The organism is Bradyrhizobium genomosp. III, assembly GCF_000261705.1.
In the GTDB taxonomy this organism is placed as follows: domain Bacteria; phylum Pseudomonadota; class Alphaproteobacteria; order Rhizobiales; family Xanthobacteraceae; genus Bradyrhizobium; species Bradyrhizobium ottawaense.
The window spans coordinates 1-17,950 of record NZ_AJQF01000163.1; the positions used below are offsets into that span (position 1 = coordinate 1).

Sequence of the window (17,950 nt, forward strand, 5' to 3'; positions counted from 1 at the left end):
TCATCAGCCCCATCGAGGAGCGCATCGCGACCTTGTCGGCGGCATCCAGCCCCGCGATCGGGGCCAGCATGATGATGAAGCCGACGATGGTGCCGAGCAGGCCGAGCTTCATCAGCGTATCCGAGACGAAGGCGCCGAATCCATTGGAGCCGCGCAGCCGGTCCGCGAGCGTCCGCAGCAGCAGCGTCTGGTCGACCGGGCGGTAGTCCTGCGCGGCCGCTTTCGTCACCAGGCTCTGGATGTGGTCGCGCACCAGCCCGCGCGGCAGCACCGCCGCGCTCGCGTCAAGCACCTTGCCGCCCTCAGGCGCGGCGAGCGCCTCGCGGCAGCGCCGCGCCGCTGCGCCTTCACGCGCGATCGCCCGCGTGCGCAGGAAGCAGTGGCCGCAGGTCAGGACATAGAGCACCGCGATGACGCTCGAAATGTAGGTCCGGTCCGAGGTCAGCATCAGATGGATCAGGCCGAACCGCCACAGCAGCACGACGGCGAAGACCGAGAGCCCCGTGAAGATCATCCAGAACAGGAGCGCGCTGCGCTCGGATGGGTCGGTCGCGGTTCCCGCGATCGGTCCAATCGTGATCGAACTCATGCTGCACTGCTCCCGGCCCGCAACGATTGGCCTGCAAAGATTTCCGGTCGATTAGATCAAAGCCGTCGTATCAGGTCCAAAGACCCATGCCCAATCCGGCTTGGGAAATTTGCCCGAGCTGCAATCCCGCCACACCCCGCAATTGGCAAGGCGCGGCGGCGTTGTTAGGCTGAGCTTATCAAACGTCGAGGGTGATCGCATGCGCCTCGTGCTTCAGCTTGTCGCCCGTCTGCTGCTTATCGTAGCCCTGTGCCTTGGCGCGGCAACCATATGGGCCACATTCGACGCCTATCGCAGCGTCGACCGGTCGACTGCGGCCTCGGCGCAGCGGGTCGCGCAGGCGCTTCAGGCGCTGTATTGGCGCGAGCTTTTGTTGCGCAGCAGCAGAGCGCGCGAGCACCTCCTGCCCGTTCCGGACTGGCGCACCCTGGAGACCATGAAGCTGATCTCGCCCGGCGTCTGCGTCGAGTTCCAGCCGGCTGCCGCATTCGAGAAGCCGCTCTGCGGCCAGAGCGAGGGGCTGGGAAAGACCCCGCCGCGCTGGTTCGCCGCGATCGTGCCGACCTTCCTCGGCAGCCACGCCGAGGTGGTCCGGCCGGTCAGTCCCCGCGCCGCGACCGCCGGCACCGTGGTCGCGACGCCGGATGCCGCGGCCGCCATCTCGCTCGCCTGGGAATACATCCTCAACGTGATCGACGTCGCGCTGTTGATGGCGGCGGCGATCGCGCTGCTGGCTTCGCTGGCGATCGCGCAGGCGCTGGCACCGGCGCGCACGATCGTGACCGCCCTGCAGCGCATGGCGCGCGGGCAGTATCGCACCAAGCTCCCGCGTTTCCGCTCCATGGAGCTGGCGATGATCGGCGGCGCCGTCGACGAGCTCGGCGGCCGGCTGGAGGAAGCCACAGAGCAGCGCGCCGCGCTGACGCGGCGCCTGATCGAGATCCGCGACGACGAGCGCCGCGCCCTCGCCCGCGAGCTGCACGACGAGTTCGGGCAGAATCTTTCCGCCATTCTCGCCTTCGCCAACACGATCGAAACGGCGAGCACGAAGGACAATCGGGATAATGGCATCGCGCAGGACGCGCGCATGATCTCGCAGGCCACCCATCATCTGATGGCCTCGCTCCGCGATGCGCTGAAGCGTCTGCGCAATCCCCTGCCCGAGGAGCTCGGGCTCGAGGCAAGCCTCGTCAATCTCGTCGACAGCTGGCGCTCACAGAGCGCGGCGCGGCCGACGATCCAGCTCGATCTCAGGGGTGACCTCACTGACATCAGCGGTCCGGCCGCCACCACGGCCTATCGCGTGGCACAGGAATGCCTGACCAACGCGCTGCGTCACGGTACGGCGCGCGAGATCTCTTTGCGCATCGAACGCCGGGCCGGCGAGGATGACTCGCTGCTCATCCGTGTCGAGGACGACGGCGGCGGCGATGCGGAGCGCGTCTCGCAATCTGCCGGCTTCGGCCTGACCGGCATCCGCGAGCGCGTCACGGCGGCCGGCGGATCGCTCTCGATCCTGCCCGCCCGTGGCGGCCTCAGTGTCGCCGCCACCATCCCGCTCGCCGCGTGAGGGCGGAATGAGCGAGGTTGCAGCAACAGGCATCTCCGTGCTGCTCGTCGACGACCACCCGATCGTCCGCCAAGGCTATCGGCGCGTGCTGGAAAGCCAAGGCGATCTGCATGTCGTGGCGGAGGCCGACAACGCCGCGGACGCCTACAGTGCGTTCAAGGCGCATGATCCCGATGTCGTCTTGCTCGACATCTCGATGCCCGGCGCGAGCGGGCTGGAGGCGATCCGCAACATCCGCGCGCGCAGTCCGCGGGCGCGGATCCTCGTCTTCACCATGCACAACGAGGCCGTGCTGGTGAAAGCCGCCTTCAGCGCGGGGGCCAGCGGCTTCGTCACCAAGAGCAGCGAACCGTCCGCCGTCGTCACCGCGATCCGCGCCGTCGCGCGCGGCGAGCGGGCCATGAGCGACGATATCGCGCATATCCTCGCCGAGGACAGTCTGTCGGCGGGCTCAGCGCTGGATCAGTTGGGCGAGCGGGAGATCGAGATCCTGCGCCAGTTCGCCGGCGGCGCCACCACCGAGCAGATCGCGACGCACCTCAATCTCAGTGTGAAGACAGTGCAGAACTACCACTATCTGATCAAGACCAAGACCGGCGCGCGCACCGACGCGCAGCTGGTGCGGCTCGCCGCGACCTGCGGGCTGACGAAGATCTAGCAGCGGGGCTGCCGCTTTCCCCACGTCACTTGAAGATTTCGAATCTGCCGGGCCCGATGGAACGGAGGCCATCCGGCTCCGGTTAGGAGTAGAGTGGAGGAATCGCCATGAGTAAGGCTCATCACAAGGCAGTCGACCATCCCCCGATCATCACCGTAGGCGAGCTCATCGATGAACTTTGCCGCCTGCCCGATACGGCCGTCGTCCACTTCCGCTGCCCCATGCTCGAGCAGGAGCTGACATTCTACCGCCTTCGAAAGCGGTCAAAGGATGCCGTTGAAATCGCGGTCAATGCATATCCGGAGAGCCCGCCAGTCGTACCGGCGACCAACGGCGGTGCGTTTCAGCCGCGCAGGCACGCGACAGCCGCGCCCCCCGTTCGGGAGAGTGCGCTTCTTCACAAGGCAAGAGGGTGAGATAGGCCTCCGGGTCTAGGCCGCCTTCAGGCCGCGCAGCAGCAGCGCGAGCGTCGCATCGACGCGCGCGGAGAGATCCGCATCCTTCCACTCGTCGGCATGCGCCGGATGGTGGAAGCGGACGGTGGCATCGAAGATCGCGCGCGCAGTGGTCTTGACGTCGCCGATGGCGAATGCGCCCTGCTTCACGCCGTCAGTCAGGATCGCCGAGATCTGGTCGATCATGGTGTCCTTGTGACATTTGACGGCCGCGCAGGCCTCGCGCGCCAGCGTCAGATAGGTCTCGAACATCTCGGGGTCGTCGAGCACACGCGAACGCTTGGCGGCGAACAGCGTCCGCAGCCAGCGGTCGAGCCGCGCCGGCGCCGGGCCCTGCTCCGCAGCGATCTGGCGGAGCGGCGCGTCGATGCGGTCCAGCCAGCGTTTGGCAACGGCCTCGCGCAGCGAGGCCTTGCTCGGGAAATGGCGATACACGCTGCCGTGGCTCACATCGAGCGCACGGGCAACGTCGACCACGGTGGCCTTGGCAAGTCCGTAACGCCGCAAGACGTCCTCGGTCACTTCGAGGATCCGCTCCGGCGTCAAGACAACGGCTTCATTCATGCCAGCACCATGTTCCCGTTTGGGCTCAGTTATCCGGCGATAGAGCTGCTTCCGAAGCGCCCATGCCGGCCGTTTCGGAAAGCTTTCGCCTTAATGAGGCAGTTTTGCAGCCTGCGCCGCGATCTGGCGCGCCACCAGCAAATTGAGCCAATGCCCAATCGCCCCGGTGAGATTGATGATTTCGGTCGTCATTTTCTTATATCTCCATTCGTCCACGGCCCTCGCCCTTCGATGGCGACCTTCGATCCGAGAGGTATTTCGGATGTCGGGCTCCCCCTGGAGGTGACCGCGGGACGCCCAATCGGAGCGTCCGAGAAGGGATATACACGTCCCGCTGACAGATTTCAATATCTGTCAGTCAATGATCCGTGATTGACAGTTAGTATTTGCGGCTGGCGTCGCCATCCCCGGCCGTCCGGTCCGGTGGATAGCTCGGCGATCCCCCTCTCCCGGGGTCCAGACCGTTTGTTTCGCCCTGCCTGCTCTGTTAAATCACGGCGTAAAAAGCATTTTGGCCGGCGCCGCCCCTTGGGACCGCCCGCCCACCTTCCTGGAGCCGTCAGATGATCCCCCGCTATACCCGCCCGGAAATGGCCTCGATCTGGGAGCCGCAGACCCGGTTCAAGATCTGGTTCGAGATCGAGGCGCATGCGGCGGACGCCCTCGCCGCTCTCGGCACCATCCCCAAAGAGGCCGCCAAAACGGTCTGGGCCAAGGCCAAGGACGCCACCTTCGACGTCGCCCGCATCGACGAGATCGAGCGCGAGACCAAGCACGACGTCATCGCCTTCCTCACTCACCTCGCCGAGATCGTCGGCCCCGAGGCGCGCTTCGTCCACCAGGGCATGACCTCGTCCGACGTGCTCGACACCTGCCTCAACGTCCAGCTCACCCGCGCCGCCGACCTCTTGCTCGCCGACCTCGACAAGGTGCTGGCCGCACTCAAGAAGCGCGCCTTCGAGCACAAGATGACGCCGACCATCGGACGCAGCCACGGCATCCATGCCGAGCCCGTGACCTTCGGCCTCAAGCTCGCTTATGCCTATGCCGAATTCTCGCGCGCCAAGGAGCGCCTGATCGCGGCGCGGAAGGAAGTCGCGACCTGCGCCATATCAGGCGCCGTCGGCACCTTCGCGCAGATCGATCCGCGCGTCGAAGAGCACGTTGCGAAAGCCATGGGCCTTGTCCCCGAGCCGATCTCGACCCAGGTGATCCCGCGCGACCGCCATGCGATGTATTTCTCGACGCTCGGCGTGATCGCCTCTTCGGTCGAGCGCATCGCGGTCGAGATCCGCCACATGCAGCGCACCGAAGTGCTGGAGGCCGAAGAGTTCTTCTCGGAAGGACAAAAGGGCTCCTCGGCGATGCCGCACAAGCGCAACCCGGTGCTGTCGGAGAACCTCACCGGCCTCTCCCGCATGGTGCGCGCCTATGTGACGCCTGCCCTGGAGAACGTCGTGCTCTGGCACGAGCGCGACATCTCGCACTCCTCGGCCGAGCGCATGATGGGCCCTGACGCCACCGTGACGCTCGACTTCGCGCTGGTGCGCCTCGCCGGCCTGATCGACAAGCTCCTGGTCTATCCCGCCAACATGCAGAAAAACCTCGACCGCCTCGGCGGCCTCGTCCATTCGCAGCGCGTGCTCCTGGCGCTCACGCAGAAGGGCGCGAGCCGCGAGGACGCCTACAAGCTCGTGCAGCGCAACGCGATGCCGGTCTGGCGCGGCGAAGGCGATTTCCTTGTTCTGCTGAAGAAGGACGCCGAGGTGAAGAAATATCTCACCGACGCCGAGATCGAGGAGCAATTCGACCTCGGCTATCACCTCAAGCACGTCGACACGATCTTCAAGCGCGTGTTCGGCGAAAGCTGAGCACCGCTTGCGTCGCCCAGGAGCCACGCTCGTGGCTGCCGGGGCTCGTGCAATTGCGGTCTATAGTCGCTTCTGCAGCCATTTCACGAGCGCGGGGCTGCCGAAGGTGGCGGCGATGAAGCCGCACATATTGCCGTCGACATAGCCCGCGCGGCCGCGCCCTTGCACGTAGCGCTTGCTGAAGAAGATCGTGTGCAGCTTGTTGCCAGCGTCATCGAGGAAGACGAGCTGCCAGCGCAAATCGGGCTGGTAAGACAATTGTACAGGCGCCAGCGTCTTGACGGCTGCCGCCAGTTCGGTCGCGTCGGTCGCGGTCAGGACCTGCGTCTTGCGTTCGCTCGCGTAGCTCGAAAAATGCTCCGGCGAGATCGGGATGCTGGTGAGCAGCCGGTCGGAGATCTTCTGAAGATCGATCCGCTTGATCTGCCCCGCCTGGATCTTCTGACTGATCGATCCAATCACGGCAGTGGCCGGGCCGACATCGCAGGCGAAGGCCGGACTGGCCATGATCGAGAAGCAGGCCGCCAGCACAAGACTATCGCGTCCGAACTTCATGCCCTGCCCTCGTCCCCGGCGGATCGCTGCCGCACCTTATAGCCACGGAGCGGGGCGACGAAAGCCCGGCGACCATTTGCGGACCGCGATGCCGCGGAGTACGCTTCCAGCCCATCGACCCCTGCGAACATAGAAGAAACGGATCCCCATGCCCATCGTCAACCGCGTTGCCGCCCTCTCCGACGAAATGGCCGCCTGGCGCCATGACTTCCACGAGAACCCCGAATTGCTCTACGAGGTCCACCGCACGGCCGGCATCGTCGCCGAGAAGTTGCGCGCATTCGGCTGTGACGAGGTGGTGACGGGTATCGGCCGCACCGGCGTCGTCGGGGTGATCCGCGGCCGCAAATCCGCCTCCGGCAAGACCATTGGCTTGCGCGCCGACATGGACGCGCTGCCGATCATGGAGACCTCGGGCGTGCCTTATGCGTCGAAGGTCCCCGGCAAGATGCACGCCTGCGGCCATGACGGCCACACCGCGATGCTGCTGGGTGCCGCCAAATATCTCGCCGAGACGCGCAATTTCGACGGCACGGCGATCATGATCTTCCAGCCCGCCGAGGAAGGCGGCGGCGGCGGCAAGGCCATGGTCGAGGACGGGTTGATGACGCGCTGGAACATCCAGGAGGTCTACGGCATGCACAACATGCCGGGCCTGCCCGAAGGCCACTTCGCAACCACGCCCGGCGCGATGCTGGCCTCCTCGGACAACATCCAGATCACTGTCCACGGCAAGGGCGGCCACGCCGGCGCGGGTCCGCACAAATCCGTCGACAGCGTGCTGATCGGCTCGCAGATCGTCAACGCGCTGCAATCGATCGTGGCGCGCAACGTCGATCCGTTGAAGTCGGCAGTCATCTCGATCACGCAATTCCACTCCGGCACCGCCTTCAACATCATTCCGGAGGTCGCCGAGCTAGGCGGTACCGTGCGCACGCTCGATCCCGAGGTGCGCGATCTCGTCGAGCGCCGCATCGGCGAAGTCGCCGAGAGCGTCGCCCGCGCCTATGGCGGCTCGGCCGAGACGAAATACACGCGGATGTATCCGGTGACGATGAACCATGCGCGCGAGGCCGGCCTTGCCGCCGACGTCGCCCGCGACATCGTCGGCACCGATCGCGTCAACGACAAGTTCATCCCGATGATGGGCGCCGAGGACTTCTCCTTCATGCTGGAGGCGCGTCCCGGCGCGATGGTGCTGGTCGGCATGGGCGACGGCAACGAGTGCCATCACCCGGCCTACGTCTTCAACGACAACATCCTCGGCCACGGCGCCTCGTTCTGGGCGCGTCTGGTCGAGACGCGGATGCCGGCGGGGTAATCCCTCGCCTCAGCGGGGGCCGCTTCAATTGCAGACCTCGGTCAAGCCGCCACCGTTAATGGCAACGCTCGGCGATCGTCCCAGCTTGCAGCCGGGACGAAGGGGCCGGCAGCCGGCATTTGTGCATACGATCTGGCCGGACGAATTCGCTTGTGAAGCAGCCGGCGATGACTCACTCTTTTTCCGGTCCGAGTCACGCCTTGCGGGTTCATCGCGCGTCGCCGCATCTCGGAGGCATTGAGGTCTGTTTTGACATCGACCGCATCGAAGCCCGCCTTCTTGAACATATCGCCGACCAGGGCGGCATCGTTCACGGGATTGGTGAGCCGCAGCGTGTTCTTGTACGCGGAATTGCCGATCACGAGCGCGACGCGCTTCTCGGCCTGCGCCGGCGCGCAAGTTACGAGAGTGGCAACGATCAAAGCGCAGAAAGATCGAACAATATTCACGCACATTACCTATCAGCCTTGATGCATTTCATGTGACCATTCGAAGGCTAGTTGCACACTTCCGCTTGGATCGCGCCGGAACTCCCCGGCCTTGGATCGCGCACAATGCGACACCCTTTGGCAACTGGCCTACATCCAGCACTTGTGCAGATTATTTGCCCTGAGGCCTGCGGGGGCGACGGCGCGGCCTCCTTTTGTTTTCGATCACTGTCCCGCCTCCGCGACTCCTCGCGCGTTGCGACCGGCTTCTTCTCCTGGACCTTCTCGCATTCATTGTCCTCGCCGACGCGATAGCCGGCGCGGCAGGTGATCTTGACGCATTGGTCGCCGTCGGCCTTGAAGCCGAAATTGCACACCAGCGGGCAAACCCTTCCCGGCTTCGCCTTCAGCGCATCGAGCGCATCCACGCTCGCGAGCTTCACGTCGAGCTGGGTGCCGGCATATTTGTTGAACAGCGTCAGCGAGCGCTGCGACGTCGCATTCCAGTCACCGTCCGCCGCGGCGGACAGGCAGCCGACGCGGCGCAACTCGCTCTGCACGGACTTAGTTAGATCAGCCGCCGACAATGTGGACGCCGGAGCGGGCGAGAGCGCGGCGACTTTCTGGTTCTCGACTTCGGGCATCTGCCGATCGGCCGTCGGCTTGGCCGCCTGCTCAGCCTTCTCCGCTGCCTGCTTTGCAGCAAGCTCGGCCTTGGCTTTCTCCGCCGCCTGCCTCTCGGCCAATGCCTTCGCTGCGGCCGCCTCGGCAACCTTGCGCTGCTGCTCGGCCGCCTCGGCCCTCGCCTGCTCGATCTGCTTCTGCTTCTCTGCGGCGATGCGGGCATCTTCGGCAACCTTGGCCGCAGCGGCCGCCTTGTCCTGCTCGGCCTTCTGGGCGCGTTCGGCAATGAGCCTGGTCTTTTCCTGCTCGGCCGCCTTGGCCTTCTGCTCGGCCGCAGCGCGCGTCTCTTCGGCGCCGATCTTGTTCAACTGGCCTTTGGCGAGATTCGCATAGAATCCGTCAGGATATTGCGCCAGGAACGCTTCCCAGCCGTCACGGGTGCCGAGTTGGAGCGCAAGTTCATAGTCTCGCCTGAGCTCAGACTGCGGATTGGCTTGCGGGCCGGTCGCAACGGGCTTGGCAGGAACGAGCGGCACGTCGTCGCCGCCGAGCGAGCCATACACGAATGGCTCTTGCTTGTTGGCCGTGCTCTTCAGCACGTCATCGCGCACGAAGCCGAACGCTTTGCGCAGATCCAGGCCGGGTTTTGGCAGGTGGTCCGAGAGAGCCGTGGCGAACGGGCTGTTCCGGGAGTCTCCATCGGACGCCGTCGAACCGGCCTTGGCCGCAAACGCAATCATCGTGTTCGGAGTTGTTGGCTCGACCTTGGCGAGGCCGCGGCCGATCGCGCGCGAGGCCACCGTGCGCTTCATCGTCTTCGCAAAGGGATTGTCTCGGCAGGCATCGAGGATGACGAGCCGAAGCTGCTTGGCAGGCTCGATGCTCACCAGCACGCGATCGATCGGCAACGCCTCGTCGTAGACGTCGGTGTCGGTCTCGAGCGCGGCATCGGTCGGGATCAGATAGTTGGTGCCGTCCACCTCCATGCCGTGGCCCGCATAGTAGATGACCGCGACATCGGCATCCCGGGTCCGCCCGCCGAATTCGCGCAGCGCCTTGCGCATTTCAGACGCGTTCAAGTCCTGCCTGACGTCGACCGTATCGAAGCCGGCCTTCCTCAACATGCCGCCGATCAAGCCGGCGTCGCTCGCGGGGTTGGCAAGCTTCGGCACGCTCTTGTAGGCGGAATTGCCGATGACGAGCGCGACGCGCTTGTCGGCGAGCGCCGGGCTGCAGGCGAGACAGCCTGCAAGAGCAAAAAAAGCAAGGGCCGTCAGCGCGATGGAGCAAGCCCGAAAGATGTGCTTCATCATCAGTTGCATATTTCAGCCGGTATCTTAGCCGCGGGATTGGAAGGATGATTAGCGGTCCCGAGCCGGCATCCCTTGGCGATCGGCCTGCATCCGGCGGCATTGCAGATCATCTGTCCCGAGGCTTGCGGCGCGGCCGGCGCGGCCTCCCTTTGCTTTCGATCCGTATCCCGCCTCCGCGACTCCTCGCGCGTCGCGACCGGCTTCTTCTCCTGGACCTTCTCGCACTCGTTGTCGTCGCCGACGCGATAACCGGCGCGGCAGGTGATCTTGACGCATTGGTCGCCGTCGGCCTTGAAGCCGAAATTGCAAACAAGCGGGCAGACCCGCCCCGGCTTCGCCTTCAGCGCGTCGAGCGCATCCACGCTGGCGAGCTTCACGTCGAACTGGGTGCCGGCATATTTGTTGAACAGCGCCAGCGAGCGCTGCGACGTCGCGCTCCAGTCGCCGTCTGCGACGGAGGACAGGCAGCCGACGCGGCGCAATTCGCTCTGCACGGATTTTGTCAAATCAGCCGCCGATAACGTGGATGCCGGCGCGGGCGAGAGCGCAGCGACTTTCTGGTTCTCGACTTCGGGCATCTGCCGATCGGCCGTCGGCTTGGCGGCCTGCTCAGCCCTCTCCGCCGCCTGCTTTGCGGCAAGCTCGGCCTTGGCCTTCTCCACGGCCTGCTTCTCGGCAAGCGCCTTCGCAGCCGCCGCCTCAGCTACCTTGCGCTGGTGCTCGGCCGCTTCCGCTTTCGCCTGCTCGATCTGCTTTTGCTTCTCTGCGGCGATCCGCGCCTCTTCCGCCGCCTTGGCAGCTGCTGCTGCCTTCTCCTGCTCGGCCTTCTGGGCGCGCTCGGCGATCAGCCTCGTCTTTTCCTGCTCGGCCGCCTTGGCCTTTTGCTCGGCCGACGCGCGCGTCTCTTCGGCGCCGATCTTGTTCAACTGGCCCTTGGCCAGGTTGGCGTAGAAACCGTCCGGATACGCCGCCAGGAACGCTTCCCAGCCGTCGCGCGTCGCAAGCTGAAGCGCGAGCTCGTAATCCCTGCGAATGGCATCCTGCGGGTTGGCCTGCGGACCGGTCGCGGCGGGCCTCACGACGAGGGGCACGTCGTCGCCGCCGAGCGAGCCATAGACATAGGGCTCCTGCTTGTAGCCGGTAGTCTTGAGCACGTCGTCGCGCACGAAGCCGAAGGCCTTGCGCAGATCAAGGCCCGGCTTCGGCAGATGCTCGACCAGCGCAGCGGCGAACGGACTGTTTCGCGCATCGCCATCGGACGCCGTCGATCCTGCCTTGGCCGCGAAGGCGATCATGGTGTTCGGGCTGGTCGGCTCGACCTTGGCCAGGCCGCGCCCGACGGCACGTGAAGCCAGCGTGCGTTTCATCGACTTGGCGAAGGGGTTGTCGCGGCAGGCATCCAGGATGATCAGGCGCAGCTGCTTGGCCGGCTCGACCGCGAACAGCGCGCGTTCGACCGGAATGGTCTCGTCGAGAACGTCGCCATCCGTCTCCAGTGTCGCGTCGGTCGGAATGAGATAGTTGGCTCCATCGAGCTCGATGCCGTGGCCGGCGTAATAGATCACCGCCATGTCCGCGTCGCGCGACCTGCCGGCGAACTCGCGCAACATGCGCCGCATCTCGCTGGCACTAAGATCCAGCCTGACGTCGACGGAATCAAAGCCCGCCTTCTTGAACATGCCGCCGACCAGCGTGGCATCATTCACGGGATTGCTGAGCTTGGGCGCGCTCTTGTAAGCGGAATTGCCGATCACGAGCGCGACCCGCCGGTCGGCATGCGCCGGTCCGCAGGCAAGGCCAATCGCGAATATCAACAAGACAAACAGTCGAAACGGAATCACTTGCGTCCCCCCGGAGGCAATTCCCTGAGACTATTCGCTAGCGTCGCCGATTGCTAATTCTTCCTATGTGATTCCTGTCACACAAGCCGGTCTAACGGGGGTAAGGATAATGCGGCGAAGCGTCACCCTGGTTTTTCCAGGTGACGCCGCCGTCTTTCGGGGCCGCTATATTTGCACCACCTCGTGGCGCATCACGAAGGGTGCAAGCAGCGCGTGTACCTCGCTCGCAACCGCCTCGCGCTGCTCCAACGGCAGGCCGGCAAGGGTCACGGTGGCGATTGATCCGTGACTGCCATGGGCACCGACTTTGACCCTGCAATCGATGCCGCGCTCGACCAGCGGCGTGAGCACCTTGGTGAACACGCGCTCAGCCGCGTCCCAGCGCAACTGCGGCTTGAACACCTTGCCGACGCCGGTCACCGGCATCGGGTCGATCGGAATGACCTGCACCGGGACGGCGGCCCGCTCCGGCGTGCGCTCGCGAACCCAGGATTCCAGTTCGCCGGGCTCCACGGTCGCGCCGGGCTTCAGCTGCACGTATCCCACCGGCAGTTCGCCGGCATAGGCGTCGGGCTGGCCGACGACGGCGGCGAAGCCGACCGCGGGATGCCGGAACATGATCTCCTCGACCGGCGCGGGATCGATGTTATGGCCGCCACGGATCACGAGATCCTTGGCGCGACCGGTGATCCAGAGATAGCCGTCGGCGTCGAGCCGGCCGAGATCGCCGGAATTGACCCAGACCTCGTCGACGAAGGCGCCCTTGTTGTGCTCGTCGTTGAGATAGCCGCCGAATACGCCGGGCCCTGCCATGATGACGACGCCGATCTCATCAGGCGCGCAGTCGCGGATCAGGCGGCCATCGGCATCGAGTTGCACGATGCGCACGCGCGCATAAGGCATGGGAAGGCCGACCGACCCGAGCCGGATCGGCCGTGATGGATAGGCCAGCGTGTGCACGCTCGAGGTCTCGGTCATGCCGTAGACCTCGACCACGGGCAGCTTCAGCTTGTCCTGGATCGCCGAGCCGACCGCGACGGGGATCGCCGAGCCGCCGCCGGCGGCATATTTGAGGCTGGAGATGTCGGCATGATCAGGCGGCACCGCGAGCGTTGCGGCGAGCACCGTCGGCACGCTCGACAGCGCTTCCGGCTTGAAGCGCTCGACCAGGCGCCAGATGTTCTTCACCGCACTCGGATTGCGCCAGCCGCTCGGCGACAGCACGACCAGCGAGCCGCCGCTCGACAGCATCGTCAGCACCTGTGTCAGCGATCCCCCGACGTGAAACAGCGGCATGCCGAACAGCAAATTGGCGCCGGGCTTCGCTCTCAGCAGCAGGTTGAGCGCCCATGCCTGATAGACTTGGTTGGTATGCGTGTGCCGCACCAGCTTGGGCGTGCCGGTGGTGCCGCCGGTGTGGAAATAGGCCGCGATGTCGGCACCCGAAATCTTGCGCCCGCTGACAAGCCGATCCGACGGCTGTTGCTTGATCAGGTCGCTGAAAGCAAAGATGCCATTCGCCGGATCGCCGCCGCCGAACACTTGCACGATCGCCTTGAGGTGCTTGAGTTGCGGGCGGATCTGCTCGACCTTCTGCCAGATGTCGGTGCCCGGCATCGGCCCGAGCGCCACCAGGATTTTGGTGTTCGCAGCTTCCAGGATCTCCGCAATCTGGTGCGGCTCCAAGAGCGGATTGACGGGATTGGCGATGCCGGCGGCCTCCGCGCCGAACAGCGTCACGAAGGCATCCGGCACCAGCGGCAGCATGAAGCTGATGACGTCGTCTTTCTCCGCGCCGAGCGCGTGAAACATGTTGGCAGCCTGCGTGACGCGCGCAATGAAATCGCGATAGGTGACCACTAGCGGCGTGTCGGCGGGATCAGCGTTTTGCAGAAACTGGATCGCCGCACCGTCGGGATTGCGCGCCGCGCCCAATTTGATGGCGTCAAACGTGCTCTCGGCAGCGATGCGGTCCGCATAGGGGACCCGCTCGAACGCCCGGACCTCCTCGTCGGTCAAAAGATCCGGATAGTCATTGCCAATGAGCCGATCGAGCGCGTGGATGCCCGCCATGGAATTCCGTCCTCCCTCAGATACATGTCCCCGCCCCCTGTCTTTTGACATTTTGGGTCGGCGCGGCCCCGACCGATGGCCGGCCCGGCGCGGACAGAATGATGGATGATTTGGCGTTCGTCCATCGCCAACGGCTCCGGCGATCGAACGCAACCTGAGCGGCGTTTGAACCTCCGCGGCCGATCCGGGGACCAAGAACTGGCGCTGAATTCGCTCGCCAGCGCCCTGCCGCAAGACTTGAGGTCATCATGTGACGACGCCCCTGCGGAACCGCGTCACACGGCTGATCGCCGCATTCGCCATCGCATCGACGATCGCGCTGCCCCGCGCGGCGCTCGCCGCGGACGGCCAGTTCGACAAGATGCGCGCCAAGATCGCGGCATTCATCACCGACAAGATGGAGAAGCTGGGCGGATCGCGCATCATCTACAAGGTGGACCCTGACGCCTTGCGGGAGGCGGTCACCACGGATCTGCGCGACGACGTCTACAAGACCCTGCGCGAGGGTCGGATCGCCTTCTCCGGCCTTGCGATTCGTGACGGCGGCGTCGATGTCAAGATCGCGGACGCCAAGGGCCGCGAACTGCTCACGCGCAAGCTCGCCTCGGCGGCAGAGGGATTGCCCACGCACGCGCTCGCCGTGACCGACGCCGGAGACGGGCTGACCAGGCTTGCGCCGACCGATGCCGCATCCGCCGCACGGCTGCGCGATCTCGTCGAGGATTCCATCGCCATGATCGAGCAGCGCCTCAAGGACGCCGGCGTCACACTTGCCAGCGTCCAGCCTGAGGGAACCGACCGCATCCGCATCTTCCTGCCGGGTACGATGGAGCCCGAGCGCATCACCGCGATCTTCGCCAGGAAGGTCAAGGTCAGCTTCCGCCTGATCGATGTCACAATGTCGGCGGAGCAGGCGCAATCCGGCACGCCTCCGGCGGGCACGGAAGTCATGTTCGGCTTCAAGGACAAGCGTCCCTATCTCGTCAAGGCCAGCGCGCTCGACGGTGACGACATCAGCTACGCGGGACCGGGATTCACGAGCGACACGAAGGAGCCGATCGCCTCGTTCCGCTTCAACGGCCGCGGTACGCGGCGCTTCGCTCACATCACCGCAGAGAATGTTGGAATGCCCTTCGCCATCGCGCTCGACGACAACGTGATCTCCGCCCCCGTGATCCGCGAGCCCATCACCGGCGGCTCAGGCCAGATTTCCGGCAACTTCACTCTGGAAGAGGCGAACAGCGTCGCCATGCTGCTGCGCGCCGGCTCGCTGCCCGGACGTCTTGGCCTCGTCGAGCAGCAGGTCATCCAACCCGCCGCCAAGCCATAAGGCGAAGATCGTCAGACGCGCCCCACCCGGGGCATCCGGCCGTTCCGCGACGCCGAAGCCCGCCCCGAATCACGGCCGCGTTGCGGCCGGACGCACAACCAACGGGCAATTGCCGAAACGCCCGATCAGGCTAAAATTTGCCTCTTGCGGCGTGACGGCCAAAGGCTTCATTTCAGGCGGCCGTCATTCGATTTCGGCTATACGTGTCGAGCATACCGACCAGGACTGAAAGCCTTACGCGGGGTTAGTACCATGCCGTCCGGCAGCGCAGACATTTCCTCGATCCTCGACCGCATTCTTGAGGCGGCGACGGATAATCTCAGAATCGCGAAAATCCTGGTGCAGATGGGCCTCGATCCCAACGACGTCACCTACGACGCGATCTTTAACCGGCTGCTGGAGATCTTCGTCCACAACATCACGTTCGCCAATCTGTTCGCCGTGGTCGGGGCCGGCTTCTTCGTCGCCACCCTCTTGATGCGAACGATGGTGCCGCTGCGCGTCGCCAACATGATCGGCTGCGTATTCTTCGCCGTCTTCGGCGCGCTCTCCGCCAACGTCGCGACGTTCCTGCTCTATCTGCTGATGCTTCCGATCAACGCCCTTCGGCTGCGGCAGATGCTCAAGCTGGTCAAGAAGGCGCGCCATGCCGCCGAAGGCGACATGTCGATCGAATGGCTCAAGCCATTCATGACCGAGCGCAAATATCGAAGCGGCGATACGCTGTTCAAACTGGGCGATCCCGCCAAGGAGATGCTCCTCACGGTCACCGGCAAGTTCCTAGTCAAGGAGATCAATGTCGAGATCGGGCCCGGAGCTCTCATGGGCGAGCTCGGCTTCCTGACGCCCGACAACCGGCGAACCGGAACCATCGAATGCGTCGAGGACGGTCAGGTGCTGACGATCACCTATGACCGGCTGCTCGAGATCTACTTCCAGGACCCGCAGTTCGGCTATTACTTCCTGGTCCTGACCAGCCAGCGCCTGCTGCAGAACATCGATCGTTTGCAGAAGCAGCTCGCCACGGAGCGGGCGGCCACGACGAACAGGATCGCGTGATCGCCGCTGCTCAGCCTAGCAGCAGCGCCATGCCGGGATCGCCCTTCTCCATCGCGCGCCGGTAGGCCGGGCGGGCACTGACGCGGCCGAGATATTTGACCACGTTCGGGCAGCGTTGGACATCATAGGGCTGGAAGTAGCGCATCGTCGTCAGCGAAAAGCCCATCATGATGTCGGCGGTAGTGAAGGCGTTGCCCGCCAGATATTCGGCGTCGCGAAGGCGCGCGTCGAGGAGATCGTAGGAGCGATCGAGCCGTCCCTTCATGGCAAGCAGGGTCGGGGTGTCCTGTGCAAGATCGAGCCGGTTCAGAATCATCATCCGCCCCATGCCGGGTTGCAAGGTGCCATTGGCGAAGTGAAGCCAGTACAGGAACTGCGGGAAGGCGGGATCATTGGGGCCGAGCACCAGACGGCCGTTGCCGTACTTTGCGACGATGTAGTCGACGATGGCGCCGGACTCCGCGAGCACGAGATCGCCGTCAGTCACGACCGGCGCGGCCCCGCTCGGGTGCAGCGCCTTGTACTCCGGCGGCGCCAGCATGGTGACGGGATCGCGGGCATAGCGCTTCAGCTCGTAGTGAAGCCCCAGTTCCTCGCACAGCCAGACGATGCGCTCGGACTGAGACTTGCCGAGGTGATGGACGGTGAGCATGAGGCCTCCTGCAGCGGTAAGTTGGGCACGTCGTGACGACGCATATAGCAGCCATTGCCAGGGGTGGGATCTCGGTCTTGTGCCCAGGACGCAGCGCAGCGCCCTCGGCGACGGTGCGCTGCAGAGAAGGGCCCATCCAGCCGGGTTTTTCCTGTCCGCAGCGCGTCCAGCCTCCCCCAAACGGCCCCGCCGCAAAATCGCCCTAAAAACCGAATGGTAACCATGGCGGGCTAGGGTAATGACGTGACCAATTCTCCGACGATCCTGGTGTTCGATTCCGGCCTTGGCGGGCTTACGGTCCTCCGCGAGGTTGTCGCCGCGCGTCCGGACGCCCATTTTGCCTACGTCGCCGACGACGCCTTCTTCCCCTACGGCCACCACAGCGAGGACGAGATCATCGCCCGCGTCGTGCCGCTGATGGGTGAACTGATCGGCACGCATGACCCTGATATCGTCGTCATCGCCTGCAACACGGCGTCCACCCTGGTCCTGTCCCACTTGCGCGCCGCTTATTCGGTGCCCTTCGTCGGCACGGTGCCGGCGATCAAGCCGGCCTGCGCGCAATCGAGGACCCGTCGCGTCTCGGTGCTCGGCACCAAGGGCACGGTGAAGCGCGAATACACCAAGGCCCTGATCCGCGATTTCGCGCAGGGCTGCGAGGTGACGCTGGTCGGGTCGCCCGAGCTTGCCTCGCTGGCTGAAGCTGAGCTCAGCGGCACTTCCGTCAGCGACGGCGACATCCTGGCCGAACTCGCCCCCTGCTTCGTCGGCGAAGACGCGACCTCGCGCACCGACACCGTCGTGCTCGCCTGCACACATTATCCGCTGCTGCTCGACCGGCTGAAGCGGCTGGCGCCCTGGCCGGTCGACTGGATCGATCCCGCGCCGGCGATCGCCCGCCGCGTCTCGGATCTGCTCGGCCCGCGCATCGGCGGCATCGCACAGGCCGGTGCCGAGATGATCTTCACCTCGAACCGCGTGCACGGCCTTTCGGCCACGCTGACGCCGTTCTTCGGCGGCCGCGCGCTGGCCTGACTTTGCGCATCG

General features: G+C 65.1%; 14 protein-coding genes and 1 pseudogene. 7 read left to right on the plus strand and 8 right to left on the minus strand.

From position 1 onward, the window contains the following. On the minus strand, nucleotides 1-589 hold a 589-nt coding region (locus IC66_RS0113935; protein WP_049806527.1), incomplete at its 3' end, for a hypothetical protein. Nucleotides 590-788: 199 nt separating this feature from the next. Here IC66_RS0113935 and IC66_RS0113940 point away from each other — a divergent pair. Both IC66_RS0113940 and IC66_RS0113945 read left to right on the plus strand, forming a co-directional pair. After that, the gene (locus IC66_RS0113940) at nucleotides 789-2,159 is read left to right on the plus strand and encodes a sensor histidine kinase (RefSeq protein ID WP_038948030.1); all 1,371 of its coding nucleotides are present in this window, start codon (nucleotides 789-791) and stop codon (nucleotides 2,157-2,159) included. A gap of 7 nt (nucleotides 2,160-2,166) precedes the next feature. After that, on the plus strand, nucleotides 2,167-2,817 hold the full coding sequence (locus tag IC66_RS0113945) for a response regulator (protein WP_028142878.1): 651 nt from the start codon (nucleotides 2,167-2,169) through the stop codon (nucleotides 2,815-2,817). Nucleotides 2,818-3,248: 431 nt separating this feature from the next. Here IC66_RS0113945 and IC66_RS0113955 read toward each other — a convergent pair whose 3' ends face one another. Next, nucleotides 3,249-3,836 (minus strand): TetR family transcriptional regulator, encoded by a 588-nt coding sequence (locus IC66_RS0113955; protein ID WP_028142877.1) that lies wholly within the window; start codon nucleotides 3,834-3,836, stop codon nucleotides 3,249-3,251. A 563-nt stretch (nucleotides 3,837-4,399) separates the two neighbouring features. Here IC66_RS0113955 and purB point away from each other — a divergent pair. Further along, nucleotides 4,400-5,707, plus strand: coding sequence for an adenylosuccinate lyase (gene purB / locus IC66_RS0113965; protein WP_038948031.1), 1,308 nt, complete (start codon nucleotides 4,400-4,402; stop codon nucleotides 5,705-5,707). A gap of 60 nt (nucleotides 5,708-5,767) precedes the next feature. Here the strand turns inward: purB and IC66_RS0113970 are convergent, their stop codons facing one another. After that, nucleotides 5,768-6,262, minus strand: coding sequence for a hypothetical protein (locus tag IC66_RS0113970; protein ID WP_038948033.1), 495 nt, complete (start codon nucleotides 6,260-6,262; stop codon nucleotides 5,768-5,770). 148 nt (nucleotides 6,263-6,410) lie between these two features. Between IC66_RS0113970 and IC66_RS0113975 the strand changes: the two genes are divergently transcribed. Further along, nucleotides 6,411-7,583: a M20 aminoacylase family protein gene (locus IC66_RS0113975; protein ID WP_038948034.1), complete on the plus strand. Its 1,173-nt coding sequence runs from the start codon at nucleotides 6,411-6,413 to the stop codon at nucleotides 7,581-7,583. A 218-nt stretch (nucleotides 7,584-7,801) separates the two neighbouring features. On the opposite strand, the pseudogene IC66_RS45170 reads toward IC66_RS0113975, so the two are convergent. From IC66_RS45170 to IC66_RS0113995, 4 genes and pseudogenes are all read right to left on the minus strand, one after another. Next, nucleotides 7,802-8,038: pseudogene (locus IC66_RS45170) on the minus strand (caspase family protein); the annotation flags it as partial. 41 nt (nucleotides 8,039-8,079) lie between these two features. Continuing rightward, a complete protein-coding gene (locus IC66_RS0113985) occupies nucleotides 8,080-9,948 on the minus strand; it encodes a caspase family protein (protein ID WP_157158054.1) in 1,869 nt (622 codons plus the stop codon). After that, entirely contained in the window at nucleotides 9,948-11,789 is a 1,842-nt protein-coding gene (locus IC66_RS0113990; RefSeq protein WP_028142872.1) for a caspase family protein, read from the minus strand. Before IC66_RS0113990 ends, IC66_RS0113985 begins: the two co-directional genes overlap by 1 nt. 165 nt (nucleotides 11,790-11,954) lie before the next feature. Beyond that, a complete protein-coding gene (locus IC66_RS0113995; RefSeq protein WP_038948038.1) occupies nucleotides 11,955-13,862 on the minus strand; it encodes an acyl-CoA synthetase in 1,908 nt (635 codons plus the stop codon). A 250-nt stretch (nucleotides 13,863-14,112) separates the two neighbouring features. Here IC66_RS0113995 and IC66_RS0114000 point away from each other — a divergent pair, with 250 nt between their 5' ends. Together IC66_RS0114000 and IC66_RS0114005 are read left to right on the plus strand one after the other, a co-directional pair. Further along, nucleotides 14,113-15,192, plus strand: coding sequence for a SecDF P1 head subdomain-containing protein (locus tag IC66_RS0114000; protein WP_038948039.1), 1,080 nt, complete (start codon nucleotides 14,113-14,115; stop codon nucleotides 15,190-15,192). Between the two features lie 252 nt (nucleotides 15,193-15,444). After that, entirely contained in the window at nucleotides 15,445-16,251 is an 807-nt protein-coding gene (locus IC66_RS0114005; RefSeq protein ID WP_038948040.1) for a Crp/Fnr family transcriptional regulator, read from the plus strand. 10 nt (nucleotides 16,252-16,261) lie between these two features. Here the strand turns inward: IC66_RS0114005 and IC66_RS0114010 are convergent, their stop codons facing one another. Next, complete coding sequence (locus IC66_RS0114010) at nucleotides 16,262-16,903, minus strand: glutathione S-transferase family protein (RefSeq protein ID WP_038948041.1); 642 nt, start codon at nucleotides 16,901-16,903, stop codon at nucleotides 16,262-16,264. Nucleotides 16,904-17,146: 243 nt separating this feature from the next. On the opposite strand from IC66_RS0114010, the gene murI reads away from it, so the two are divergent. After that, nucleotides 17,147-17,938, plus strand: coding sequence for a glutamate racemase (gene murI, locus IC66_RS0114015; RefSeq protein WP_028142865.1), 792 nt, complete (start codon nucleotides 17,147-17,149; stop codon nucleotides 17,936-17,938). Nucleotides 17,939-17,950: the final 12 nt, after the last annotated feature.